At 59.5% G+C, this 23,769-nt stretch carries 24 protein-coding genes; 11 read left to right on the top strand and 13 right to left on the bottom strand.

What is annotated here, in order from left to right:
* Positions 1-2: 2 nt before the first annotated feature.
* Both bamC and dapA read right to left on the bottom strand, forming a co-directional pair.
* Positions 3-1,118 (bottom strand): outer membrane protein assembly factor BamC, encoded by a 1,116-nt coding sequence (gene bamC, locus AC1DHT_RS04015; RefSeq protein WP_427530310.1) that lies wholly within the window; start codon positions 1,116-1,118, stop codon positions 3-5.
* A gap of 17 nt (positions 1,119-1,135) precedes the next feature.
* Positions 1,136-2,014 (bottom strand): 4-hydroxy-tetrahydrodipicolinate synthase, encoded by an 879-nt coding sequence (gene dapA, locus AC1DHT_RS04010; RefSeq protein WP_427536706.1) that lies wholly within the window; start codon positions 2,012-2,014, stop codon positions 1,136-1,138.
* Positions 2,015-2,343: 329 nt separating this feature from the next.
* Between dapA and AC1DHT_RS04005 the strand changes: the two genes are divergently transcribed.
* Both AC1DHT_RS04005 and AC1DHT_RS04000 read left to right on the top strand, forming a co-directional pair.
* Positions 2,344-2,904, top strand: coding sequence for a glycine cleavage system transcriptional repressor (locus AC1DHT_RS04005; protein ID WP_019692529.1), 561 nt, complete (start codon positions 2,344-2,346; stop codon positions 2,902-2,904).
* A gap of 10 nt (positions 2,905-2,914) precedes the next feature.
* Positions 2,915-3,388, top strand: a complete 474-nt coding sequence (locus AC1DHT_RS04000; RefSeq protein ID WP_427536708.1) for a peroxiredoxin — start codon at positions 2,915-2,917, stop codon at positions 3,386-3,388.
* Positions 3,389-3,513: 125 nt separating this feature from the next.
* On the opposite strand, the gene AC1DHT_RS03995 is transcribed toward AC1DHT_RS04000, so the two are convergent.
* Complete coding sequence (locus AC1DHT_RS03995; RefSeq protein ID WP_477761238.1) at positions 3,514-4,584, bottom strand: AI-2E family transporter; 1,071 nt, start codon at positions 4,582-4,584, stop codon at positions 3,514-3,516.
* Positions 4,585-4,614: 30 nt separating this feature from the next.
* Entirely contained in the window at positions 4,615-4,854 is a 240-nt protein-coding gene (locus AC1DHT_RS03990; protein WP_427530302.1) for a sulfurtransferase TusA family protein, read from the bottom strand.
* A 97-nt stretch (positions 4,855-4,951) separates the two neighbouring features.
* On the opposite strand from AC1DHT_RS03990, the gene AC1DHT_RS03985 reads away from it, so the two are divergent.
* Positions 4,952-6,385: a M48 family metalloprotease gene (locus tag AC1DHT_RS03985; protein WP_427530300.1), complete on the top strand. Its 1,434-nt coding sequence runs from the start codon at positions 4,952-4,954 to the stop codon at positions 6,383-6,385.
* Positions 6,386-6,449: 64 nt separating this feature from the next.
* Here AC1DHT_RS03985 and AC1DHT_RS03980 read toward each other — a convergent pair whose 3' ends face one another.
* The 4 genes from AC1DHT_RS03980 to rpoE form a co-directional block, all read right to left on the bottom strand.
* The gene (locus tag AC1DHT_RS03980; RefSeq protein ID WP_427536712.1) at positions 6,450-7,877 is read right to left on the bottom strand and encodes a DegQ family serine endoprotease; all 1,428 of its coding nucleotides are present in this window, start codon (positions 7,875-7,877) and stop codon (positions 6,450-6,452) included.
* A 248-nt stretch (positions 7,878-8,125) separates the two neighbouring features.
* The gene (locus tag AC1DHT_RS03975) at positions 8,126-9,085 is read right to left on the bottom strand and encodes a MucB/RseB C-terminal domain-containing protein (RefSeq protein WP_427536714.1); all 960 of its coding nucleotides are present in this window, start codon (positions 9,083-9,085) and stop codon (positions 8,126-8,128) included.
* A gap of 8 nt (positions 9,086-9,093) precedes the next feature.
* Positions 9,094-9,681, bottom strand: a complete 588-nt coding sequence (locus AC1DHT_RS03970; RefSeq protein WP_427536716.1) for a sigma-E factor negative regulatory protein — start codon at positions 9,679-9,681, stop codon at positions 9,094-9,096.
* Between the two features lie 31 nt (positions 9,682-9,712).
* Positions 9,713-10,294: an RNA polymerase sigma factor RpoE/AlgU gene (gene rpoE / locus AC1DHT_RS03965; protein ID WP_019692537.1), complete on the bottom strand. Its 582-nt coding sequence runs from the start codon at positions 10,292-10,294 to the stop codon at positions 9,713-9,715.
* A 557-nt stretch (positions 10,295-10,851) separates the two neighbouring features.
* Here rpoE and nadB point away from each other — a divergent pair.
* Positions 10,852-12,468, top strand: coding sequence for an L-aspartate oxidase (nadB, locus tag AC1DHT_RS03960; protein WP_427536718.1), 1,617 nt, complete (start codon positions 10,852-10,854; stop codon positions 12,466-12,468).
* Here nadB and AC1DHT_RS03955 read toward each other — a convergent pair.
* The gene (locus AC1DHT_RS03955; protein WP_427536720.1) at positions 12,437-12,886 is read right to left on the bottom strand and encodes a protein YgfX; all 450 of its coding nucleotides are present in this window, start codon (positions 12,884-12,886) and stop codon (positions 12,437-12,439) included. The two genes, nadB and AC1DHT_RS03955, sit on opposite strands and share 32 nt — an antisense overlap.
* A 69-nt stretch (positions 12,887-12,955) precedes the next feature.
* On the bottom strand, positions 12,956-13,210 hold the full coding sequence (locus tag AC1DHT_RS03950; RefSeq protein ID WP_019692540.1) for an FAD assembly factor SdhE: 255 nt from the start codon (positions 13,208-13,210) through the stop codon (positions 12,956-12,958).
* Between the two features lie 149 nt (positions 13,211-13,359).
* Between AC1DHT_RS03950 and ygfZ the strand changes: the two genes are divergently transcribed.
* Positions 13,360-14,301, top strand: a complete 942-nt coding sequence (gene ygfZ / locus AC1DHT_RS03945) for a CAF17-like 4Fe-4S cluster assembly/insertion protein YgfZ (protein ID WP_427536722.1) — start codon at positions 13,360-13,362, stop codon at positions 14,299-14,301.
* Between the two features lie 36 nt (positions 14,302-14,337).
* On the top strand, positions 14,338-15,159 hold the full coding sequence (locus AC1DHT_RS03940) for an HDOD domain-containing protein (RefSeq protein WP_427536724.1): 822 nt from the start codon (positions 14,338-14,340) through the stop codon (positions 15,157-15,159).
* 120 nt (positions 15,160-15,279) lie between these two features.
* On the opposite strand, the gene AC1DHT_RS03935 is transcribed toward AC1DHT_RS03940, so the two are convergent.
* Together AC1DHT_RS03935 and AC1DHT_RS03930 are read right to left on the bottom strand one after the other, a co-directional pair.
* The gene (locus AC1DHT_RS03935; protein WP_427530286.1) at positions 15,280-16,665 is read right to left on the bottom strand and encodes a sensor histidine kinase; all 1,386 of its coding nucleotides are present in this window, start codon (positions 16,663-16,665) and stop codon (positions 15,280-15,282) included.
* On the bottom strand, positions 16,658-17,329 hold the full coding sequence (locus AC1DHT_RS03930) for a response regulator (protein ID WP_019692544.1): 672 nt from the start codon (positions 17,327-17,329) through the stop codon (positions 16,658-16,660). The genes AC1DHT_RS03935 and AC1DHT_RS03930 overlap by 8 nt, the downstream gene beginning before the upstream one ends.
* Positions 17,330-17,564: 235 nt before the next feature.
* Here AC1DHT_RS03930 and AC1DHT_RS03925 point away from each other — a divergent pair, with 235 nt between their 5' ends.
* From AC1DHT_RS03925 to AC1DHT_RS03905, 5 genes are read left to right on the top strand one after another with little or no spacing between them, the layout of a single operon-like run.
* Positions 17,565-18,857 (top strand): OprD family porin, encoded by a 1,293-nt coding sequence (locus tag AC1DHT_RS03925; RefSeq protein ID WP_427536725.1) that lies wholly within the window; start codon positions 17,565-17,567, stop codon positions 18,855-18,857.
* A 54-nt stretch (positions 18,858-18,911) separates the two neighbouring features.
* The gene (locus AC1DHT_RS03920; RefSeq protein WP_442114499.1) at positions 18,912-19,901 is read left to right on the top strand and encodes a Bug family tripartite tricarboxylate transporter substrate binding protein; all 990 of its coding nucleotides are present in this window, start codon (positions 18,912-18,914) and stop codon (positions 19,899-19,901) included.
* Positions 19,902-19,959: 58 nt separating this feature from the next.
* Entirely contained in the window at positions 19,960-20,418 is a 459-nt protein-coding gene (locus tag AC1DHT_RS03915; protein WP_427536729.1) for a tripartite tricarboxylate transporter TctB family protein, read from the top strand.
* Position 20,419: 1 nt separating this feature from the next.
* Positions 20,420-21,934, top strand: coding sequence for a tripartite tricarboxylate transporter permease (locus AC1DHT_RS03910; protein WP_427536731.1), 1,515 nt, complete (start codon positions 20,420-20,422; stop codon positions 21,932-21,934).
* Positions 21,927-22,964 carry an AbrB family transcriptional regulator gene (locus AC1DHT_RS03905; protein ID WP_427536733.1) on the top strand — a complete coding sequence of 346 codons (1,038 nt, stop codon included), beginning with the start codon at positions 21,927-21,929 and terminating at the stop codon, positions 22,962-22,964. Before AC1DHT_RS03910 ends, AC1DHT_RS03905 begins: the two co-directional genes overlap by 8 nt.
* 96 nt (positions 22,965-23,060) lie before the next feature.
* Here the strand turns inward: AC1DHT_RS03905 and ung are convergent, their stop codons facing one another.
* Positions 23,061-23,753 (bottom strand): uracil-DNA glycosylase, encoded by a 693-nt coding sequence (ung, locus tag AC1DHT_RS03900; protein WP_427536735.1) that lies wholly within the window; start codon positions 23,751-23,753, stop codon positions 23,061-23,063.
* Positions 23,754-23,769: the final 16 nt, after the last annotated feature.

Below are 23,769 nucleotides of genomic sequence, written 5' to 3'. Positions count from 1 at the left end.
GATCAGCCCAGGTTGTCCTGAATCACGCCCAACACTTTGCGCGCCACTTCAGCCGGCGCAACGGTGTTGATGTTCTTCTCGACGGTCACTTGTACGTTCTCGCCAACCTTGCTCAGGCGAACCTGATAACGCTCGGCGCGGGCTTCAACTTCTTCCTTGCTCGGCGCACTGCCGAACAGGTTGCTGAAGAAACCTGGCTTCTCGTTTTTCTTCTCGGCTTTTTCGGAAAGGTTGATGTAGTACAGGCCCAGGCTGCGGTTGATGTCTTCAACGCGCCATTCACCCTTTTCCAGCGCGCGCCCTACGCTCGACCAGGCACGGTCAAGGTCGGTACCGACGTTGAGCACCGGGTTACCGCTGCCGTCTTCAGTCAGGCTGACACGGTTTGGCGTATCGAAATCACGCGAAGCGAGCATCGAGACCGAACCGCCCTTCTCCGACGTGCGGCTCATGCTCGCGAGCATGTCGTCGATCAGCGCTGCGTCCAGGCCGGTGTTGACCGAACGGTTGGTGAACGCGACATCGGCGGTGCTACCGGCAGGACGCTCGGCACTGACCACATAGACTTCACTGGTGTTGCGCTGCACGCCTGGTTCGATACGCACCCGCACGCGAGTCTGGCTGTCAGAACCAACGCCGGTACTGCTCAGGCGCTTGGCCATCGCCGCGGAAAGCTCGTCAGGACGCTGCCAGGCCGTGGTGAACTCGCCGGTTTGCGGGCGCTGCTGATCCAGACGGAAGCCGTTGTCCTGGAAAAACTGCACAGCCACTGGCCAGACTTCAGCCGGTGGATGCTGGGCCATGACCCAACGCGTATCGCCGCTTTTTTGCAGGCTGTAATCGCTGGCATCGGCAATCGCCGACAACGGCTGCGGACGAGGAACGACGTATTCGCCCTTGAACGTGTCATCGGCGACGTTGCGCGGAATCGGCAGCAACGGGTCCAGGCGCTTGGAGGTATGGACATCCGGCGGCAGTTGCATCGGTGCAGTCTGTTGCGCTTCCAGGTAATCGCTACCACGGTCACGGAAGTAACCTTCCGGGCCCCAGATCCATCCACAGCCACTGGTGCTGGAGATAATCAAGGCAAGTGCGGAAAGTCCGGCCATTCGCTTCATGCGTTGTACTTCCTCAATTAAACCAATACGCCGGACTGGCGCATGGCCTGTCGCAGCGGTTCGTGACAGGCTTCGCTGAGCCAGGTGAGCGGCAGACGGATACCGTCCGGCATCAAGCCCATTTCATGCAGCGCCCATTTCACGGGGATAGGGTTGGATTCGATAAACAGGGTTTTATTGAGCGGCATCAGCTTTTCGTGGATTGCGCGGGCTTTCACGGCATCACCGTTCAAGGCGGCGATGCACAGATCGCTCATGTCACGCGGCGCAACGTTGGCGGTCACCGAGATATTGCCTTTGCCGCCCAGCAGGATCAGCTCGACTGCGGTGGCGTCGTCACCGGAAAGCACCAGGAAGTCCTTGCTGACACCGTCCAGGATGGCCTTGGCGCGCGAAAGATCGCCCGTGGCTTCCTTGATGCCGATGATGTTCTTCACGGTCGACAGGCGGATAACCGTCTCGGCCTGCATGTCGCACGCGGTACGACCCGGCACGTTGTAGAGGATCTGCGGGATGTCGACAGCTTCGGCGATGGTCTTGAAGTGCAGGTACAGGCCTTCTTGCGTCGGCTTGTTGTAGTACGGCGTTACCAGCAGGCACGCATCGGCGCCGGCGGTCTTCGCATTGGTGGTCAGTTCGATCGCTTCGCGTGTCGAATTGGCGCCGGTACCGGCGATCACCGGGATACGGCCGTTGACCTGCTTGACCACGCGACGAATCACTTCGATGTGTTCGTTCACGTCAAGGGTCGCAGACTCACCTGTGGTGCCGACCGCCACAATGGCGTGGGTGCCGTTTTGCAGGTGAAAGTCCACCAGTTTGCTCAGGCTGTCCCAGTCAAGACGACCCTGTGCATCCATGGGTGTGACCAGTGCCACCATACTGCCCGCAATCATGCAACCGCTCCTGCCGGAAAAAGAGAACGGTAATGGTACTGGCGCCAAGATGCTTGTACAAGCGAAGTACTGCGCTCGCGCCATTCCCCTGAGCGCCGGTTTTCGCTACCCTTCAGACTTTGATCAGTACCGACAGGCTCGTACGCCGGGTTCCAGCCTCCACTTTCGGCCTCACAAGCCCCGATCCTGCGTTGCCGCCTACCCGATCTCGCCCCACTGGAGCTCGTCGCAACCATCTGGCTCGGGCTTTTTGATTTCGCATCCGGACGCCCACCCCGACGAATCGGCCCTTGATAAGTACCGACCGCTCATCGCTTTAGGAATGCTGCATGTCCACCCCCACAGTTCGCGAACAATTCCTTGTCATCAGTGCCCTCGGCGCCAACCCCATGGAGCTGACTAACGTCCTGTGCCGCGCCAGCCATGAAAACCGCTGCGCCGTGGTTACCTCTCGCCTGACCCGTCACGGCGAGTGCAGTGCGTTGGTCCTCGAGATTTCCGGTAGCTGGGACGCGCTGGCGCGCCTTGAAGGCAGCCTGTCGAGCCTCGCCAAAAAGCACGCCTTCACAGTCAACGTGGTGCGCAGCGCGGCGCTGGAGAACCGTCCGCAGGCCCTGCCGTACGTCGCTTATGTCAGCTCGGCTTATCGCTCAGACATCATCAACGAGCTGTGCCAGTTCTTCATGGACCACAACGTCGAGCTGGAAAACCTGACCTGCGACACGTATCAGGCGCCGCAAACCGGCGGCACCATGCTCAACGCCACGTTTACCGTGACGCTACCGGCCGGCGTGCAGATCAGTTGGCTGCGCGATCAGTTCCTGGATTTCGCCGATGCGCTGAACCTGGACGCGCTGATCGAACCGTGGCGCCCACAGAACCCAATGTAAGGAAGCTCCCATGGCCGTTGCCATCGACCAACCTGTCGCCGACTTCGAAGCGCCTGCCACCAGCGGGCAGACCGTCAGCCTCGCGGCCCTCAAGGGCAAGCAAGTGGTGATCTACTTCTACCCCAAGGACAGCACGCCGGGTTGCACCACCGAAGGTCAGGGCTTTCGCGACCAGTATGCGCAGTTCAGCGCGGCCAACACCGAAGTGTTCGGCGTGTCGCGTGACAGCCTGAAATCCCACGAGAACTTCAAGTGCAAACAGGAGTTCCCGTTCGAGTTGATCAGCGACAAGGATGAAGCCATCTGTCAGCTGTTCGACGTGATCAAGCTGAAAAAGCTCTACGGCAAGGAATACATGGGCGTTGATCGCAGCACCTTTCTGATCGACAAGAATGGTGTACTGCGTCAAGAGTGGCGTGGTGTGAAAGTGCCAGGGCATGTTGACGCGGTATTGGCTGCGGCCCAAGCGCTGAACAAGGCCTGATTATTTCGGCGCCTGTCCGGACCTCATCGCGAGCAGGCTCGCTCCCACAGGATATGCGCAAACTCTGTGGGAGCGAGCCTGCTCGCGATGAGGTCGGCCCGCCAATGCACATCTAGAATCGATCGCTACAACAACGGCGCAACAATCGGCTCTTTGCGCGGCCAGGCATCCAGCACGGCCTTGAACAGGGTGGCCAGCGGAATCGCGAAAAACACGCCCCAGAACCCCCACAGCCCGCCGAACAGCAGCACTGCGCAAATGATCGCCACCGGGTGCAGATTGACCGCCCCCGAAAACAGCAGTGGCACCAGCACATTACCGTCCAGCACCTGAATGATCCCGTAGACCGCCATCAAGTAGATGAACTGATCGCTCCAGCCCCACTGGAACAACGCAATCAGCAGCACCGGCACGGTCACCACCACCGCCCCGACATACGGCACCACCACTGAAATGCCAACCAACAGCGCCAGCAGCGCGGCATAGTTGAGCCCCAGGGTAACGAAGCCGATGTAGGTCGCCCCGCCGCAAATGACCATTTCCATGACCTTGCCGCGAATGTAATTGGCGATCTGCCGGTTCATTTCTTCGGCAACGCGGGTGATCAGTGCACGCTCACGCGGCAGATACCCGCGAACCCACTGGCCGATCATCACCCGGTCCTTGAGGAAGAAAAACACCAGAATCGGCACCAGCACCAGATAGATCATGATGTTCACCAGCAGTGGCAAGCTGGACAGCGAGAACGTCAACGCCCACTGACCGAACTTGCCAATCTCGCCGCGCGCCACTTCGATGGCTTGCAGCACCTGTTGATCGGACACCAGATGCGGATAGCGCCTGGGCAGCAACAGCAGCAATGACTGCCATTTGGCGAGCATGCCCGGCAGTTCGTTGAACAAGGCAATCAGTTGATGCCAAAGCAACGGCAGCACCACGACCAGAAATAGCAGCAACATGCCCATGAACAACGCGAACACCAGCCCCACCGCGGCAGCACCCGGCAAATGCCAGCGCTCGAGTGTGCTGACCAGTCCTTRCATCAGGTACGCCAGCACCATCCCCGCCAATACTGGCGCGAGCATTCCCCCCAGAGTCAGGACCGCGGTGAAGGCCAGAAAGAGCAGCACGGCCAGCACCACGGCCTCCTCATCGGAGAAGTAGCGCTGAATCCAGTCGCGTAACACTTTGAACATCAATATTCCTCAAGAATGAACGCCGCACACTCAGGCTTTTTTCAGCCAATAGCGAAAAACGCCAGCCTCATCCTCTTCATGAAGCAGCGTATGACCGGCCAAACGGGCAAAGGTGCGAAAGTCGCGTTGTGAGCCGGCATCAGTAGCAGTTACCTTGAGTACCGCGCCGCTGGGCAGGCGATTGAGTTCAAGCTTGGCCTTGAGCAACGGCAATGGACAGTTCAATCCGCTGGCGTCCAGTTCGGCATCATGCTCTACAGCGTCGGTCATTGCGTCACTCCGGATAGGTGATTGAGTGGTCTAGAATATCTGGTCGCAACGCATGTGTCCGGCTACAGTAAGGTCTTTGTCGACTAAGGCTTCGTGCATGACTTTTCTGCGCCCCACCCTGCTGACGCTCGCTTGCCTGCTAGCCTCACCGGGCTTTGCCGACGACCTGCCGTCACTTGGCGATGCCAGTTCTGCCATCGTATCGCCACAGCAGGAATACCAGTTGGGCCGCGCATGGCTGGCGATGTTGCGCAGCCAGGTGTCACAACTCAACGACCCACTGCTCAAGGATTACGTCGAAACCAGTGTCTATAAACTGGTGGAAACCAGCCAGGTCAATGACCGGCGCCTGGAGTTCATTCTGATCAACAGCCCGCAACTCAACGCCTTCGCCGCACCCGGCGGGATTGTCGGGGTCAACGGCGGCCTGTTTCTGAACGCCCAGACCGAAAGCGAATACGCTTCGGTACTCGCCCACGAATTGGCTCACGTGTCGCAACGCCACTTTGCGCGCGGCGTCGAAGCGTCGCAACGGATGCAAATCCCGATGATGGCCGCCCTGCTCGGCGGGATCATCGTGGCCGCGGCTGGCGCCGGAGACGCTGGTATCGCTGCTATCGCCAGTACCCAGGCAGCGGCCATTCAAGAGCAACTACGCTTCTCCCGGGAGAAGGAGCAGGAGGCCGACCGTATCGGTATGCTCAACCTCGAGAAAGCCGGTTACGACCCGCGCTCGATGCCGACCATGTTCGAACGTCTGATGCGCCAGTACCGTTTCAATGCCAAACCGCCCGAATTCCTGCTGACTCACCCGGTCACCGAATCGCGAATCGCCGACACCCGCAACCGCGCCGAGCAGTTCAAACCGGGCGGCAAGGAAGACAGCCTGACGTATCAACTGATTCGCGCACGCGTCCAGTTATTCTACGAAGACAGTCCAGGCCTTGCCGCTAAACGCTTTCGCGCCCAACTCGATGAAAACCCGAAAAGCGATGTGGCTCGTTATGGCTTGGCCATCGCCCAGATCAAGGGCAGCCTGTTCAACGAGGCCCGCGAGAACCTCAAGCAGTTACTGGCCAAATCGCCTGACGAAATCATCTACAACCTGGCGCAAGTCGATCTGGACATCGCCAACAATCGCCTGCCGGACGCACAGACGCGGGTCGACCGGATGCTCGTGCAGTACCCGCGCAACTATCCGCTGAATCAGGTGCGGGTCGACTTGCTGCTCAAGCAGAACCGCCCGGCTGACGCCGAGAAAGCCCTTGAGGCCCTGCTCAAGAACCGCCCGAACGATCCGGACGTCTGGTACATGGTGGCCGAGACTCGCGGCCTGTCCGGCAACATCATTGGCCTGCATCAGGCTCGCGCCGAGTACTTCGCACTGATCGGCGACTACCGCCAGGCGATCCAGCAACTGGACTTCGCAAAACGTCGCGCAGGCACCAACTTCCCACTGTCGTCACGCATCGATGCGCGTCAACGGGAGCTGATGGAGCAAGAGCGTCTGGTCAAGGACATGATGGGCTGACGTTTCTTTGCCCCATAAAAAAACGCCTCATTCGAGGCGTTTTTTTATTCAGTGACTAACCGGTTTACTCGACCAGTTTGAAGGTAATGAAGCTGGCACGCCCCTGACGCAAGACCCGCATCGATACAGAGCGGTTCTTTGGCAGCGCCTGGGCGATCTCTGTGAACTCCTTGGCAGAACCAATCGCCTGATTGTTCAAATGAGTAATCACATCGCCCGGCTGCAAGCCGATCAGGGCAGCAGGACCTTCCTGCACGTCCTTGATCACCACGCCGCCCTTGAGGTCCAAGGCTTTTTTCTGCTCATCGCTCAAGTCGGCTACGGATACACCCAATCGATTGCTGCTGCGCTCGACACCGGGCTTGGCAAGGGCATCCAGCTCTTTACCTTCCTCTGGAATCGCGCCAACCGTCAGCTCGACATTTTTATGCTTGCCGTCACGAATCACTTCAAGCTTGGCTTTCTCACCCGCCTTGAGCGCACCCACCAGATGCGGCAGGTCCGCTGACATGATGATCGGCTGAGCGTTCATGCTCAGGATCACGTCACCCACCTGCAAACCACCCTTGGCAGCCGGACCACCCTCCTGGATCTGCGCTACCAGCGCACCGGCCGGCTTCTCCAGACCAAAGGACTCGGCGAGATCCTTGCTCACTTCCTGGATCACCACACCCAACCAGCCTCGGCTGACTTTCCCGCCACTTTTCAGCTGATTGGAAACATCCATGGCGACATCGATCGGGATCGCGAACGACACGCCCATGAAGCCACCGGAGCGGGTGTAGATCTGCGAGTTGATCCCTACTACTTCGCCCGCCAGGTTGAACAGCGGACCACCCGAGTTACCCGGGTTGATCGGCACGTCGGTCTGGATGAACGGCACATAGTTTTCGTTCGGCAGACTGCGACCAACGGCACTGACGATGCCCTGGGTCACCGTGTGGTCGAAGCCAAACGGCGAACCGATGGCAACAACCCACTGCCCGGCTTTCAGATCCTGGGATTTACCCAATTTGAGCACAGGCAGACCTTTGCCCTCGACCTTCAGCAACGCCACATCGGAACGTGGGTCAGTGCCGATCAACTTGGCTTTCAGTTCACTGCGATCGGCAAGACGCACGATGATTTCATCAGCATCGGCGATCACATGGTTGTTGGTCAGAATGTAGCCATCAGGCGAGATGATGAACCCCGAACCCAGGGATTGCGCTTCACGCTGGCGACTGCGAGGTGAACGCTGCTGTGGCGGCATGCCACGCTCGAGAAACTCGCGCAGTGCCGGCGGCAAGCCTTCCAGATCCGGAATATCCTGATTGGAGACCTTACGGTCCGGCAATTTCTGCGTGGTACTGATGTTCACTACCGCAGGCGAGGCTTGCTCGACCAGCTGCGTGAAGTCAGGCAGCTCGGCCGCCTGGGCACTGACGGCCTGACCGAGTACTAATACAGCAGCAAAAATGGAGAGGTAGGATTTCAAACGTGGTATCGACATACGGCTCCCGTTACGACGAGCATGGTTAAGCGATATGGAGCAAGGAATACCGGGAAACATACACCGGTACTTTTGTTCCGGGAACAACAAACAAGGCCAGAGCCGTGGGGCTCTGACCTATAGAAAATTTTTGGGGATTTTGCAAATAGAAATGCTCACCAAACATTTCAACATCTCAATTGTGGAGTGGACAATTGCTGGCCTCTTTCACAACCAACCGACAGTCCGATGAGCATCACCGGATCAGCTCACTGCTTGGCCGCAGTGGTATTGGAACGCATGGAGAGTGCAATGCGCTCAGCGGTGCCGATCGGAATTTCGCCGACTACAGTGACCATCATCTCGCCTTCAGGCGTGGTCAGACGTCGCGAAACCGCAACGGTCGGGCCTAACTGAGTACGTGTATCGGTAACCACCGCGCCATTGAGCGGCTCCAGGAACACCGAAAAACGCGCCAGGCCATCGTCATACATCAAGCTGCTGATCTGGACCTTGGTCTGCGGATCCTGGCGTGCACTACTGCTGCTGAGCTCGAAGCCAGGTGGCAGCCAGTCGGAATGCCATACCTGAGCGGTTTTCACCGCTAATGCCTTGTCGCTGTCGAGCGTCACAGCCTTGCACTCGGACGTGGCTTGCAGATCACGCTCAGTCGGTACGTCAGCCGTATCCAGTCGAGTGAACTGGAAACGCTCCAGCAACTGCCCCTTGTCATTCAACAGCAATGATTTCAACGGCAAGCCGGTTTCGCGGTCCAGGTGCAATTCAAAGCCATAACGATGCTGATCACGCGGCGTCAATGAAACGATGACCGCCGGGCGCCCAGCCACGCGTGACTTGCCGATTACGGCAAGATCGTACCAATTCTTGAGCTTTTGTGGATCGAGCGCACGACCAGAAGAGTCGGGAGTATCCCCCAGCCCCGCCACCAGGCTGCCGCTGACGCATTGAGTATGCCCATCAATACGTACGACTTCCTGAGCAGAACCGTCAAGCTGAAGCAAACGCTCGCGGACTTTGCCATCCTGGACACGATGCCAGATGTTGTGGGTAGAAAAACTACCGTTACGCTCGTAGACGAAAGTGCCTTGGAAACTCTGCTGTTGTTCGGCCTGGCCCAGGCGGGTCAACCAGTCCTGAGCCTCATCGGCATAGGCTGGAACAACAAACCAGCCAGTTACCAGCAGCGTAAGTAGAGGGATGGCGCGCATGATCCTCCTTAACGGTTTTCCATGCTTGCCGCACGAGCGTAAGGCAGAGCACTTTCAGTGCCTTTGAGTGCAGCTTGTTGAGCATGTTGGCGCAAGTAGCCTGGCAGACGTTGATCATGCCAGCCCGGCTGACCTTGCAATACGCCGTTGGCCATAGGACCAGTGGCTTCCGAACTCTCATTGTAGCCTGCCAAAACGGCTGGACCTTTTACTTGAGGAACGGCCAGACCCGGTTGAGTGGAGTGCTGGGCCAATTCGACACCGGCGATCTCATCCTGGTTGTACAGACGCACGCCCGCCAGAACAGCAAGGGTCACCGATGCAGCCACCGCCAGGCGACCCACGGTACGCCACGGACCACGAGTGGCCTTGACCGGTACGGCTTCGTCAGCCAAGGCAGCAGAAACGGCCGAAGCCAGATCCAGGCGAGGGATCAGCAGGTCTTTGTGCATGACTGCCCGAGCGACTTGGTAACGGGCCCAGGTCTCGCGGGTTTCAACATCGTCAAAGGCATTTAATACCCGACGCAATTCCAGTTCGTCCGCTTCGTTATCCATCACTGCGGACAGCGATTCCTGCAGGGCTTCACGACTCATGGCGGTTCCTCTCTTGGCTGTCGCCGCTGTCTCAGCTTTCCTGCAACAACGGCTGCAGGGCTTTATCGATGGCTTCCCGAGCGCGGAAAATCCGGGAGCGCACGGTACCCACCGGACACTGCATGACGCTCGCAATGTCCTCGTAACTCAGACCATCGAATTCACGTAAAGTTAATGCCGTACGTAAATCTTCTGGCAGTTGCTGGATGGTTCGATGGACGGTGCCTTCGATCTCATCACGCAGCAATGCACGTTCCGGCGACTCGAGATCCTTGAGGCCATGATCGCCATCGTAGAACTCTGCATCCTCTGAACTGACATCGCTATCCGGCGGCCGACGGCCGCGTGAAACCAGATAGTTTTTCGCCGTGTTGATGGCGATGCGGTAAAGCCACGTATAAAACGCGCTGTCGCCGCGAAAATTTCCAAGTGCACGGTAGGCCTTGATAAAGGCTTCCTGTGCGACATCCTGGGCTTCATGGGTGTCGTGCACGAAACGCACGATCAACCCGAGAATTTTGTGCTGGTATTTCAGCACTAGCAGATCGAAAGCGCGCTTGTCGCCGCGTTGAACGCGCTCGACCAGCTGCTGATCCTCTTCCTGGGTTAGCATGAACACTCCTCGATAAGCTCGGAGGAGGCTTGCATAACTAATCGATCAGGCTTGCAAACATAGACTCGGGCTTTTCGCAAAAGTTCTCCCCCTCCAAGCAAGTTTCCTGTGCGCTCTGATTTGGCACACACGAAAGACGCAGCACGGGCTGGCCGGCTACGCGAATAATCTTTATCGTCGAATCCACCCGCAATGACCAAAACACAAATCCTGCGTGAAGCCGACGCTGTTCCTTGTTTCAGGCAACCTTCTATTGAGCTTGGACGCCAGGCAAAGTTCCCAACCTTTATAGTCGTGCGAAACGAATAATGTATGACCACGCGGCGAAAAACAGCGCTTCATCGGCGATCAGGCTGTCTTATCGTCGATCCCGCGTGTAAATTGCCCTACACGGCCCTCTACCCTTCCCGTCACAGTAGTCTCATATTGCCACGTAGGCCCGACTATTGTGCCGATCCACCCCTCTATATACTAGTGCGCTGTGTGGCTGTCTCGACTCGCCGATTCAGGTGTCTTGCGCCAACCCCGACCCGGGTCGCTTTGAGCGGAATCCTGAAATGAGCCAACAGTTTCAACACGATGTTCTGGTAATTGGCAGCGGCGCTGCCGGTTTGAGTCTGGCATTGACCTTGCCCGATCATTTGCGCATTGCCGTACTGAGCAAAGGCAACCTCGCCAACGGTTCGACCTACTGGGCCCAGGGCGGTGTCGCTGCCGTGCTGGATGACACCGATACCGTCGAATCCCACGTCGAAGACACCCTCAACGCTGGCGGAGGTCTGTGCCACAAGGACGCCGTGCGCTTTACCGTCGAGCACAGCCGCGAAGCCATTCAATGGCTGATCGATCAGGGGGTGCCATTCACCCGCGATGAACAATCCGGCACTGAAGACGGGGGTTTCGAGTTTCACCTGACCCGCGAAGGCGGCCACAGCCATCGGCGCATCATCCATGCCGCCGATGCCACAGGCGCTGCGATTTTCAATACCTTGCTTGATCAAGCACGACAACGGCCGAACATCGAACTGCTGGAGCAGCGGGTCGCCGTTGATCTGATCACCGAAAAACGCCTGGGCCTGGAAGGTGATCGCTGCCTTGGCGCCTATGTGCTCAATCGCGGCACCGGCGAAGTCGATACCTATGGCGCGCGATTCGTGATCCTCGCCTCCGGCGGTGCTGCGAAAGTCTATCTCTACACCAGCAACCCTGACGGCGCTTGCGGCGACGGCATTGCCATGGCCTGGCGTTCGGGCTGCCGGGTGGCGAATCTGGAGTTCAACCAGTTCCACCCCACCTGCCTCTACCACCCACAAGCCAAAAGCTTCCTGATTACCGAAGCCCTGCGTGGTGAAGGCGCACATTTGAAGCTGCCGAACGGCGAACGCTTCATGCCGCGTTTTGATCCACGCGCCGAGCTGGCGCCACGGGACATCGTCGCCCGGGCCATCGACCACGAGATGAAGCGCCTGGGTATCGACTGCGTGTACCTGGACATCAGCCACAAGCCTGAAGCCTTCATCAAGTCGCACTTCCCGACGGTGTACGAACGCTGCCTGGAGTTTTCCATCGACATCACCAAGCAGCCGATCCCGGTGGTTCCGGCTGCGCACTATACCTGCGGTGGTGTCATGGTCGACCAACACGGCCGTACTGACGTGCCCGGCTTGTATGCGATTGGTGAAACCAGCTTCACCGGCCTGCACGGTGCCAACCGCATGGCCAGCAACTCGCTGCTGGAGTGTTTCGTCTATGCCCGTTCGGCGGCGGCAGACATTATTAAACAACTGCCGCAAGTCGCGATTCCGAGCACCCTGCCCGCCTGGGACGCCAGCCAGGTCACCGACTCCGACGAAGACGTGATCATTGCGCACAACTGGGATGAGCTTCGGCGATTCATGTGGGACTACGTAGGCATCGTGCGCACCAATAAGCGCCTGCAACGCGCCCAGCATCGCGTGCGCCTGCTACTGGACGAGATCGACGAGTTCTATAGCAACTACAAGGTCAGCCGGGATTTGATCGAACTGCGCAACCTGGCTCAGGTGGCCGAACTGATGATTCGCTCAGCCATGGAGCGCAAGGAAAGTCGCGGCCTGCATTACACCCTCGATTACCCGAACATGCTGCCAGAAGCACTGGACACTATTCTGGTGCCGCCCACCTACGCCGACTGAACTTGAGCCGCACCCGCAGGCGTCGGTGAACATCCGCCGCCTGCGCATCGCGCGGCACACAGATCGCCCGGACCCGCCGCTCACCATGCAGACGAAAACGCAACACGACGACCAACGGTAGCGCCAGGCTGTCAGGGCGTAACTGCACGGATTGCCAACCCGACTCCTGATTCCACAACTGCCAACCATCAGCGTCCCGACGCAAGCCGCGGAATGCCTGCGGGTGCGTCAGCAGAATCTGTCGCGGCAACACCCAAAAACCGTGAGCCACGCACAGCGCGATGCCGAGCAAACTGGCCCATACCGGTATAGAGAGTAGAAACAGCGAACCCAGCGCGAACAGCTGGGCGAGAAGATAAGCCGCCAGCAATTGCCGTGAGGCATGCCAGCGGCACTCAAACTGGGTGTCCTTTCTCACAGTTACGTTTCTCTTTTGGCGACAACAGACGCCATCAAAAAGAAACAGTAACTGTGAGACAGGACACTCTCACTTGGGTTGGACACGGTCCAGAATCATGCGAACCATGCGCTGCAGCTCAGGGTCTTCCGACTCGGCGCGTTCCATGAACCAGCCGAACATGTCCTGATCTTCGCATTCGAGCAGTTTGCGGTAGCACTCGCGATCGACATCGTTGAGGTGCGGATAGACCTCTTTGACAAACGGCACGAGCAACACGTCAAGCTCGAGCATGCCGCGGCGGCTGTGCCAGTAGAGGCGGTTCAGTTCAACATCTTCGACCATGGAGCGCTCCTCAAATAGAGCGCAAGTATACAGCCCCAATCCCTGTCGAACAGTCGGCTTTGGTCGGGCACGTTCGAACCTTTGTGAACTACCCATTTCAAGGGCGCCCCCTTATGATGTGCTCCAGACTCTTTACCCTGCGATGACCCATGGCTGATTCTGCTTTTTTCTGCACCTTGTCCCACGAAGGCGTGCTCGCCGTCCGCGGCTCCGATGCCAGCAAGTTCCTACAGGGACAATTGACCTGCAACCTCAATTACCTGAGCGACACCCACGCCAGCCTCGGTGCCCGCTGCACCCAGAAAGGCCGCATGCAGTCGAGTTTTCGCATCCTGCTGGAAGGTGATGGGGTCCTGTTGGCGATGGCCAGCGAGTTGCTGGAGCCACAACTGGCGGACCTGAAAAAGTACGCGGTGTTCTCCAAATCCAAGTTGACCGACGAAAGCGCCGCCTGGATTCGCTTCGGCCTGCAGCACGCAGAAGCCGTCCTGTCCGGCCTGGGCCTGGCGCTTCCCCGGGAAGACGGCGCAGTTGCTCGCGCGGGCGACCTGATTGCCATTCGTGTGTCATCCGATCGCGTCGAACTCTGGGCGGCGGCCACTCAGGCCGACACCTTGCGCAACACGCTGGCCGCATTGCTGCCTGAAGGCAATCTGAACCAGTGGCTGCTCGGGCAGATCCGCGCCGGCATCGGCCAGGTCATGCCGCAAACCCGCGAACTGTTCATTCCGCAAATGCTCAACCTGCAAGCGGTGGGCGGCGTGAGCTTCAAGAAAGGTTGTTACACCGGCCAGGAAATCGTCGCGCGCATGCAGTACCTGGGCAAACTCAAGCGTCGGTTGTATCGCCTGCAACTCGACACCACCGAGCTGCCCGAGCCAGGCACCGCACTGTTTTCCCCAACCCATGGCAGTTCCATTGGTGAAGTGGTGATCGCCGCTCACGCCGAACAGAACATCGAGTTGTTGGCGGTACTGCAAGCCGAAGCCGCGGACAGTGGTGACGTGCACCTTGGCGCCCTGGAGGGCCCGGCCCTGCACCTGCTCGACCTGCCTTACCAACTGGATCGTGACCTCGAGATCCAGCGTTAACTGCAGCATTTTTTTGCAATGCCCTAGAGAAACTAAATGAGCGAGCTGGCGGAAAAGGTCCAACAGGATTTGGTTGAGGCCATCGATAACGATGACCTGGTTCTGCCAACATTGCCGGAAGTGGCTTTGCAGATTCGCAAGGCCGCCGAAGACCCGGAAATCAGCGTCGCCGACCTGAGCAAAGTCATCGGCCGCGACACCGCGCTGTCCGCGCGCTTGATCAAGGTGGTCAACAGTCCGTTGCTGCGTGCCGCTCAGGAAGTGACCGACCTGCACACGGCAATCACCCGACTGGGCATCAATTACAGCAGCAACCTGGCTATCGGTCTGGTCATGGAGCAGATTTTCCATGCCCGCTCCGAGGTGGTGGAACAGAAGATGCGCGAAGTCTGGCGCAAGAGCCTGGAAATCGCCGGTGTCAGCTATGCGCTGTGCCGCACTCATACCCAATTGAAACCGGATCAGGCGGCCCTTGGCGGGCTGGTGCATCAGATCGGTGTGCTGCCGATTCTGACCTACGCCGAAGACCACTACGAATTGCTGTCAGACCCGGTCAGCCTCAACCATGTGATCGAGCACATTCATCCGTTGCTCGGTGACAAGTTGCTGCAGGTCTGGGAGTTTCCGGAAATGCTGGTGAAGCTGCCGGGGCTGTATCTGGACTTCAAGCGTCAGTCCAAGCAGGTCGATTATGTCGACCTGGTACAGATCGCCAGCCTGTATTGCCACAAGGACACCGATCATCCACTGTCCAGAGTTGATGTGCTCGGCGTGCCGGCGTTCAAAAAACTGGGGATTGATCCGGAGAACACGGCAATGTGCAGCGATCTGGATGAGTCACGATCGATGTTCTACTGATCAAGAGACCGCAGCGCCCCCATCGCGAGCAGGCTCGCTCCCACACTTGGTCCCCCTGTGTGTCGGAAATCCTGTGGGAGCGAGCCTGCTCGCGATGGGGCCAGAACAGGCACAACAAAACTACCCGGCGATAAAACTGACCCGAACCTTCAGCCCACGCTGCGCGCCATCGTGCAGGCTGATCTGAGCCAGATGGGCGCGGCAGATTTCACCGACAATCGCCAGGCCCAGGCCTGAACCCGCCACCTGCTGATTACGCCGATAGAAGCGTTCGAACACCCGATCGCGCTCCTCAAGCGGAATCCCCGGTCCATCATCCTCGACCTCCAGCACCGCCGGAGCACTGACGCGCAAGATCACGTTGCCGCCGGGCGGCGTGTGAGCCAAGGCGTTATCCACCAGATTGCTCAACAGTTCATTCAACAGCGTGGGCTCGCCGCGCAGCCACACCGGTTCCTCAGCCTCCAATGCCAACGCGACGCCCCGCGCGTGGGCCAACGGCGCCATGGCCATGCCCAACTCGCGAGCCAGTTGACTCAGATCGAGCAACTGCGCCCCACCCTCGGCAATCGCCCGCGCACCGTTCTCGACGCGTGCAAGCGACAGCAATTGATTCGCCAGATGAGTCAGCCGATCAGTGCCCTGAGCGGCGCTCTCCAACGTATTTCGCCAAGTATCGGGCTCAGTCGCCCGCAGCCCTAATTCAAGCCTTGCCTTAAGGGCCGCCAATGGCGTTCGCAACTCATGGGCGGCATCGGCAATGAACTGCGCCTGACGCTCGAACTGCCCGCGCAAGCGCTCGGTAAAGTGGTTAAGGGCGCGCACCAGCGGCCACAATTCGCGCTGCACTTCTACCAGCGGCAAAGGCCGAAGGTCATCCGACTGCCGCTCCTCCACCACCGTGCGCAAACGCTCGAGCGGGCGCAATGCCGCGCTCACCGCAAACCACACCAGCAGCAACGCTCCTCCGGCCAGCATGCCCAGACGCAGCAAGGTATCGGTCATCAGGCTGCGAGCCATGCGGACACGCGCCTCGTCGGTTTCCGCCACGCGGATTTCCGCCATGCCATTCATGTTCGGCTCGGTCACCGGCTTGAGCAGGCTCACCACCCTCACGTTCTGCCCTTGGTAAATGGCGTCATAGAACCGCGCCAGCGCTGGATAATCGTCGGTTCGCGGCGTGCCTGGCGGTGGTCCGGGCAGGTTCTCGTAACCGGAAATCAGCTGCTGATGGATGTCGTTGACCTGGTAGTAAATGCGCCCGGCGCTGTCGTAGGCGAACGTGTCCAGCGCCACGTAAGGCACATCGGCACTGAGGCTGCCATCGCGCTGGGAAAGCCCGGCGGCGATGGTTCGCGCCGAGGCCAGCAAGGTCCGGTCATACGCCGTGTCGGCCGCTTCGCGACCATTCCAGTAGGCACTCAAACCGCTGGCGATCATCAGCACCACCAGCAGCAGTGCGAGGTTCCACAGTAGCCGCCAGCGCAGACTGCCGGGCTTATGCATCGCGGGCTTCCAGCAGGTAACCGAGCCCCCTGAAGGTCACGATTGCGACTGCATGGCCGTCGAGTTTCTTGCGCAAACGGTGGACGTAGATTTCGATGGCGTCAGGGCTGGCCTCTTCGTCCAGACCAAACACCTGGGAGGCCAACTGCTCCTTGCTCATCACCCGCCCAGGGCGCGCGATCAACGCCTCGAGCACCGCTTGCTCACGGGAAGTCAGGGTCAGCAGCTCATCGCCAAGGGTGAAGCGCCGAGTGTCCAGGTCATACACCAACACGCCACAGCGTTGCTGACGCTCGCCGCCGAGTACGCTGCGCCGCAACAGGGCCTTGACCCGCGCTTCCAGCTCCGTCAGCTCAAAGGGTTTGGCCAGGTAGTCATCGGCGCCAAGGTTGAGCCCGTGAACCCGATCCTTGACGTCGCTGCGGGCCGTCAGCATCAGCACCGGCAAGTTCTTGCCACGGCTGCGCAAACGCGCCAGCACCTCGAAACCATCCATGCGCGGCAGGCCGACATCAAGGATCGCCACCGCGTACTCCTCGCTGTTCAAGGCCAGGTCGGCGGCCACCCCATCGTGCAGCACATCGACGGTCAAACCGGTGCTCTTGAGCGCTTGGGCGACACTTTCGGCCAACTGCAGATGGTCTTCGACGAGAAGAACACGCATGGTTTTTTACCTCGTTTTGGGGATGGTCGACGCCATTCTTTGGCGCGGAGTTTACAGCCGCATCCGCCTCTGTGAAGCCCGAAAACAATGAAAGTCTGCTGAAAGGTTGGAGAAAGGTTAGCCCGTTAGAGTCCAGCCACGGACCGTTTCGACTGCCGTGACCATGAAGCGCTGCAACCGAAAAACGCCTCGAAGCGTTTTCGTCAAATAAGAACAATAAATGGAGTATTTCAGCATGCTGTCCACACAGCCTCAGGCTTGCCCGCCTGCGCGTTTTTTCCGCCTCGCCTCCACCGCTCTCGCCAGTGCCGCCGCCCTCGCCGGTTTTTCGCCCGTCAGCCAGGCAGCCTTCTTCGACGACAGTAGCGCGACCCTCGAAACCCGCAACATGTACTTCAACCGCGACTTTCGCAGTGGCACCAGTGCCCAGCAATCCAAGCGTGACGAATGGGCCCAGGGCTTCATGCTCAACGTGCAGTCAGGCTACACCGACGGCACCGTGGGTTTTGGTGTCGACGCGCTGGGCATGCTCGGGGTCAAGCTCGATTCCAGCCCCGACCGCACCGGCACCGGCTTGCTGCCAACCCACGATGACGGGCGCGCCGCCAATGAGTACTCCAAACTTGGCCTGACCGGCAAAATGAAGATCTCTGCTACCGAGCTCAAAGTCGGCAGCCTGATACCTGAATTGCCGACCCTCAAGCCCAACGATGGGCGGATTCTGCCGCAGACCTTTGAAGGCGGCCTGGTGACTTCAAAGGAAATCAAGAACCTGACCTTCACCGGCGGGCGCCTGGATAAAGCCAAGGACCGCGACAGCACCGATTTCGAGGACATCGCCCTCAACAACAAGAACAGCCGTTTCGCCGGTACCGTGCCCGGCACGCATTTCGATTTCGGCGGTGTCGACTACAAGTTCACCGACAAGATCACCGGCAGTTACCACTTCGCTCAACTGGGCGAGGTCTACAACCAGCACTTCCTTGGCCTGGTCGCCTCGCAACCGTTCGGCCCGGGCACTTTCGCCACCGACCTGCGGCTAGCCATCAGCAATGACCAGGGCCAGGCCCGTGGCGGCAAGATCGACAACAAATCCCTCAATGGTCTGGTGAGTTATGCCTTGAGCGGGCATAAACTTACCGCCGGTTATCAGCACATGTCCGGTGACAGCGCCTTCCCGTATGTCGATGGTGCCGACCCGTATCTGGTCAACTTCGTGCAGATCAACGACTTTGCCGGCGCCGAAGAACACTCCTGGCAGGCGCGTTACGACTACGACTTCGCCAAGCTCGGGGTTCCAGGCCTGAGCTTCATGACCCGTTACATCAGCGGTGACAACATCAAGCTGAAAAACGGCGCCACCGGCGAAGAGTGGGAACGCAATACCGAGATCAAATACGTGGTGCAAAGTGGTGCCCTCAAGGACGTCGCCGTGCGTCTGCGCAATGCCACCTACCGCTCCAACTATTCCGCCCGTGACGCTGATGAAGTGCGTTTGCTGGTGAGCTACAGCGTTGCCCTTTGGTAATTGATTCAACAAACGACAGCTCCGACACAACAACAACTCCTGTGGAGACGAAAAATGGACTTATCACTGCGTAAAGTTGCATTAGCCGCCAGCTGCCTGCTGTTCGCCGGCCCATTGTTCGCCGACGTCGCCGGCGAGCCCAAACGCCCGGAATGCATCGCCCCGGCCTCGCCGGGAGGTGGCTTCGACCTGACCTGCAAACTGGCGCAAAGCGCGTTGGTGAACGAAAAAATCCTGACCAAACCGATGCGCGTGACCTACATGCCCGGCGGCGTCGGCGCGGTGGCCTACAACGCCGTCGTCGCCCAGCGCCCAGCCGATGCCGGCACGCTGGTGGCCTGGTCCAGCGGCTCGCTGCTGAACCTGGCCCAAGGCAAGTTCGGTCGCTTCGACGAAAGCGCCGTGCGCTGGCTGGCAGCAGTGGGCACCAGCTACGGCGCCATCGCGGTAAAAAGCGATTCGCCCTACAAGAACCTCGACGACCTGGTTCAGGCGCTGAAGAAAGACCCGAGCAAAGTAGTGATCGGCTCCGGCGGCACGGTGGGCAGCCAGGACTGGATGCAAACCGCGCTGATCGCCAAGGCCGCCGGGATCAATCCGCGTGACCTGCGCTACGTCGCCCTCGAAGGCGGCGGTGAAATCGCTACCGCGCTGCTCGGTGGTCACATCCAGGTCGGCAGCACCGACATCTCCGACTCCATGCCGCACATCCAGAGCGGTGACATGCGTTTGCTGGCCGTGTTCGCCAACGAGCGTCTGGACGAGCCGGAAATGAAGGACATTCCGACCGCCAAAGAGCAAGGCTACGACATCGTCTGGCCAGTGGTTCGGGGTTTCTACCTCGGGCCAAAAGTCAGCGATGCGGAATATGCCTGGTGGAAAAACGCCTTCGACAAACTGCTGGCCTCTGAAGACTTCGCCAAGCTGCGCGATCAGCGTGAACTGTTCCCGTTCGCCATGACCGGGCCAGAGCTGGACACCTACGTGAAGATGCAGGTAGCGGACTACAAACTGCTGGCCAAAGAGTTCGGCCTGATTCAGTAATCGCCTCTGTTACGCGGCCAGCCCCTTACGCATCAAGGGGCTGGCCCAGGAGTTTGTCATGCTCTTACAACGTATTTTTGCCTCAGTGCTGTTACTGGCCTGCATTGGCCTGGCACTGATGGCCAGGCCGTATCAAGCGGCTTTTTCCTATGAACCCGTCGGCCCCAGAGCCTTTCCGTTGTTGATGCTCGGCTTGATGGGCGCGGCACTGCTGTACATGGTGTTTCGCCCTGCGCCGATCAAACACAGTGAAGACGAGCCGCCACTGGACCGCGAAACCCTGACCAAGATCGGTATCTGTGTCGTTCTGCTGCTGGTGTTCGCCGGAACCTTCGAACCGCTCGGGTTCATTGTTTCGAGCATCCTCATCGGCGTACCGATGGCCCGTTTGTACGGTGGCCGCTGGTTGCCGAGCGTGGTGATCATCAGCTTGATGAGCGTCGGTCTGTACATGCTGTTCGACCGATTGATGGACGTGCCACTGCCGTTGGGCCTGCTCGACGTTCTGGAGAACTGATATGGATACCCTTAACTACCTCGGCCAGGGTTTCGGCGTCGCACTGACTCCTTACAACCTGGTCACCGCGTTGTGCGGCACCCTGATCGGCACCGTGGTCGGCTTGTTGCCGGGTCTTGGGCCGATCAACGGCGTGGCGTTGTTGATCCCGATTGCGTTCGCCCTCGGCCTGCCACCGGAGTCCGCGCTGATCCTCTTGGCTGCCGTCTACCTGGGCTGCGAATACGGCGGGCGTATCAGTTCGATTCTGTTGAACATTCCGGGCGAAGCGTCGACGGTCATGACCACCCTCGATGGCTACCCCATGGCCCGCCAGGGCATGGCCGGCGTGGCGCTGTCGTTGTCGGCCTGGAGTTCGTTCATCGGCGCGCTCATCGCCACCTGCGGCATGGTGCTGTTCGCCCCGCTGCTGGCGAAATGGGCCATTGCCTTCGGCCCTGCGGAATACTTCGTGCTGATGGTCTTCGCCATTGTCTGCCTCGGTGGCATGGCCGGTGATCGACCGCTGAAAACCTTCATCGCCGCGCTGATCGGGTTGTTTCTGTCGTGCGTCGGGATCGACGCCAACAGCGGCGTGTACCGTTTCACCGGAGACAACATCCACCTCACCGACGGTATTCAGTTCGTGGTGTTGGTGCTGGGCCTGTTCTCCATCAGCGAAATCCTCTTGCTGCTGGAAAAAACCCATCATGGCCAGGAAGCCGTGAAAGCCACCGGACGGATGATGTTCAACTTCAAGGAAGCCGCCTCGGTGTTCGTGGTGAACATTCGTTGCGGCGTTCTGGGATTCATCATGGGCGTGTTGCCGGGTGCCGGTGCGACGCTGGCCAGTGCCGTTGCCTACATGACCGAGAAACGTATCGCCGGCGCCAGCGGCACCTTCGGCCAGGGCGACAAACGTGGCCTCGCGGCACCGGAAACCGCCATCGGCGGTGCAGCCTGCGGCGCACTGGTACCGATGCTGACCCTCGGCGTACCGGGTTCGGGCACCACGGCGGTGATGATCGGCGCCCTGTCGCTGTACAACATCACTCCGGGGCCGCTGTTGTTCCAACAACAGCCGGACATCGTCTGGGGCCTGATCGCCTCGTTGTTCGTAGCCAACGTCATGCTGGTGATCCTCAACATCCCGATGATCCGCATCTTCACCCGCATCCTTGCCGTGCCGAACTGGGCACTGGTGCCGGTGATCGCGATCATTACCGGGATCGGCGTCTACGCCGTGCACGCGACGACCTTCGACCTGTTCCTGATGATCGGCATCGGCATCTTCGGCTACATCCTGCGCAAGCTGGATTTCCCGCTGTCGCCGGTTTTGCTGGGGTTCATTCTCGGCGGGTTGATGGAACAGAACCTGCGCCGTGCGCTGTCGATTTCCAACGGTGCGCTGGAAATCCTCTGGTCGAGCCCGATTACGTTCGGTGTCTGGGTGCTGACGGCGATCATGCTGCTGATGCCTATCCTGCGCATCTGGCGCAAACGTTCCGTGGCGCGGCGTGCAATCGCCGATGTCTGATCGGCCGTTCAAAAGCTGGTGGGGAACCCCGCTGGTCGGTCTGCTGGGCGGGTACCTCGCCAGCCAGATCGGCTGGCCGCTGCCATGGATGGTCGGCTCGTTGCTGGCGATCATCCTGGTGCGCTGCCTGACCCCCTGGCAATTGGCGGAAATCCCTGGCGGGCGTAAATGCGGCCAGTGGATTGTCGGCATCGGCATTGGCCTGCACTTCACCCCGCTGGTGATCGAGCAGGTCATGCGCCACTTTGGCCTGATCTTCTTCGGGGCGCTGGTCACCAGCCTGTCGGCAGTGGTCGGGGTCTGGTTGTTGCGGCGCACCGGCGAGGATCGCGCCACCGCCTTTTTCTCCAGCATGCCGGGCGGCTCCGGCGAAATGGTCAACCTTGGCGCACGCAATGGCGCCGTGCTCAGCCGGGTGGCGGCAGGGCAAAGTCTTCGGGTGCTGGTGGTGGTGCTGTGTGTACCGGCAGCCTTCAAATACCTGCTCGGGGACGGCGTTCCACAACTGCATCCGGCCAGCGTCGATTGGCGCTGGCTGGCTGTGTTGTTTCCGGCCGGTGCCCTGCTCGCCTGGATCTGGCAACGGTTGCGCCAGCCTAATCCCTGGCTGTTTGGCCCATTGCTGGTGAGTGCGGCGGTGAGCATCGGCTGGGACTTGCACATCGGCCTGCCCCATGGCGGCAGTCAGATCGGCCAATGGCTGATCGGCAGTGGCCTGGGCTGTCACTTCAATCGGCAGTTCTTTCGTCGCGCACCGTCGTTCATGGGCCGGACCCTCATCGGTACGGCGCTGACGATGCTGATCGCCGCACTCGCGGCGCTGGGGCTGAGTGCGCTGACCCAACTGGATCTGCGTTCACTGACCCTGGGCATGATGCCTGGCGGCATTGCAGAAATGAGCCTGACCGCTGAAACCTTGCAACTGTCGGTGCCTTTGGTGACGGCGATGCAGGTGATGCGCTTGTTGTTCGTACTGTTTCTGGCGGAACCGTTGTTCAGGTATTGGAACCGGTTGCCGGATTCCGTCTGATAGACCGAGATGCCCCCATCGCGAGCAGGCTCGCTCCCACATTGGATCTCCTGTGTGTCGGAAATCCTGTGGAAGCGAGCCTGCTCGCGATGCTTTTCAGACTGGAGGCAACCGCCAGTCGATCGGCGTCTCGCCATTCTGTTCAAGATACTTGTTGGCGCGGCTGAAGTGCCCGCAACCGAGGAATCCACGGTAAGCGGACAGCGGCGACGGGTGCACCGACGTCAGCACCAGATGTTTGGTCGCATCGATCAGTTTCTGTTTGCTCTGCGCATGAGCGCCCCACAGCAAAAACACCAGATGGGGCTGATGCTCGCTGACCACCTCGATAATCCGATCGGTAAAGTGCTGCCAGCCCTTGCCCGCATGGGCGTTGGCATTGGCTCGCTCCACGGTCATGGTGGTGTTGAGCATCAGCACGCCCTGGTCGGCCCAGCTTTGCAGGTAACCGTGGTTCGGGATGTCGATGTTCAGGTCGCGCTTCAACTCTTTATAGATGTTCACCAGCGACGGTGGCGCCGGTACACCCGGTTGCACCGAGAAGCACAAGCCATGGGCCTGACCCGGGCCGTGGTACGGGTCCTGGCCGAGGATCACCACTTTGACCTTGTCCAGCGGCGTCGAATTGAGGGCGTTGAAGATCATCGGCCCCGGCGGATAGATTTCCTTGCCTGCAGCGTTTTCCTGCCGCAGAAACTCGCGCAACTCAGCCATGTAAGGCTGGTCGAATTCGGCACGCAGTGCTTCCTTCCAGCTCGGTTCGAGTTTGATACGGTCTTCAGCAGTCATGGTTACACCCAAGTAT

The sequence above is a fragment of the Pseudomonas sp. 05N432 genome (assembly GCF_056396945.1).
This window is presented reverse-complemented; position numbering and strand designations above follow the sequence as displayed.

Coding starts and splice junctions, on each gene's coding strand:
- rpoE (WP_019692537.1), bottom strand. CDS start 10,294: ATGCTAACCCAGGAAGAGGATCAGCAGCTGGTCGAGCGCGTTCAACGC.
- ung (WP_427536735.1), bottom strand. CDS start 23,753: ATGACTGCTGAAGACCGTATCAAACTCGAACCGAGCTGGAAGGAAGCA.
- AC1DHT_RS03930 (WP_019692544.1), bottom strand. CDS start 17,329: ATGCGTGTTCTTCTCGTCGAAGACCATCTGCAGTTGGCCGAAAGTGTC.
- AC1DHT_RS03940 (WP_427536724.1), top strand. CDS start 14,338: ATGAGCGAGCTGGCGGAAAAGGTCCAACAGGATTTGGTTGAGGCCATC.
- bamC (WP_427530310.1), bottom strand. CDS start 1,118: ATGAAGCGAATGGCCGGACTTTCCGCACTTGCCTTGATTATCTCCAGC.
- AC1DHT_RS03920 (WP_442114499.1), top strand. CDS start 18,912: ATGGACTTATCACTGCGTAAAGTTGCATTAGCCGCCAGCTGCCTGCTG.
- dapA (WP_427536706.1), bottom strand. CDS start 2,014: ATGATTGCGGGCAGTATGGTGGCACTGGTCACACCCATGGATGCACAG.
- AC1DHT_RS03905 (WP_427536733.1), top strand. CDS start 21,927: ATGTCTGATCGGCCGTTCAAAAGCTGGTGGGGAACCCCGCTGGTCGGT.
- AC1DHT_RS03970 (WP_427536716.1), bottom strand. CDS start 9,681: ATGAGTCGTGAAGCCCTGCAGGAATCGCTGTCCGCAGTGATGGATAAC.
- AC1DHT_RS03950 (WP_019692540.1), bottom strand. CDS start 13,210: ATGGTCGAAGATGTTGAACTGAACCGCCTCTACTGGCACAGCCGCCGC.
- AC1DHT_RS03985 (WP_427530300.1), top strand. CDS start 4,952: ATGACTTTTCTGCGCCCCACCCTGCTGACGCTCGCTTGCCTGCTAGCC.
- nadB (WP_427536718.1), top strand. CDS start 10,852: ATGAGCCAACAGTTTCAACACGATGTTCTGGTAATTGGCAGCGGCGCT.
- AC1DHT_RS03980 (WP_427536712.1), bottom strand. CDS start 7,877: ATGTCGATACCACGTTTGAAATCCTACCTCTCCATTTTTGCTGCTGTA.
- AC1DHT_RS03935 (WP_427530286.1), bottom strand. CDS start 16,665: ATGCATAAGCCCGGCAGTCTGCGCTGGCGGCTACTGTGGAACCTCGCA.
- AC1DHT_RS03915 (WP_427536729.1), top strand. CDS start 19,960: ATGCTCTTACAACGTATTTTTGCCTCAGTGCTGTTACTGGCCTGCATT.
- AC1DHT_RS03975 (WP_427536714.1), bottom strand. CDS start 9,085: ATGCGCGCCATCCCTCTACTTACGCTGCTGGTAACTGGCTGGTTTGTT.
- AC1DHT_RS03910 (WP_427536731.1), top strand. CDS start 20,420: ATGGATACCCTTAACTACCTCGGCCAGGGTTTCGGCGTCGCACTGACT.
- AC1DHT_RS03925 (WP_427536725.1), top strand. CDS start 17,565: ATGCTGTCCACACAGCCTCAGGCTTGCCCGCCTGCGCGTTTTTTCCGC.
- AC1DHT_RS03990 (WP_427530302.1), bottom strand. CDS start 4,854: ATGACCGACGCTGTAGAGCATGATGCCGAACTGGACGCCAGCGGATTG.
- ygfZ (WP_427536722.1), top strand. CDS start 13,360: ATGGCTGATTCTGCTTTTTTCTGCACCTTGTCCCACGAAGGCGTGCTC.
- AC1DHT_RS04000 (WP_427536708.1), top strand. CDS start 2,915: ATGGCCGTTGCCATCGACCAACCTGTCGCCGACTTCGAAGCGCCTGCC.
- AC1DHT_RS04005 (WP_019692529.1), top strand. CDS start 2,344: ATGTCCACCCCCACAGTTCGCGAACAATTCCTTGTCATCAGTGCCCTC.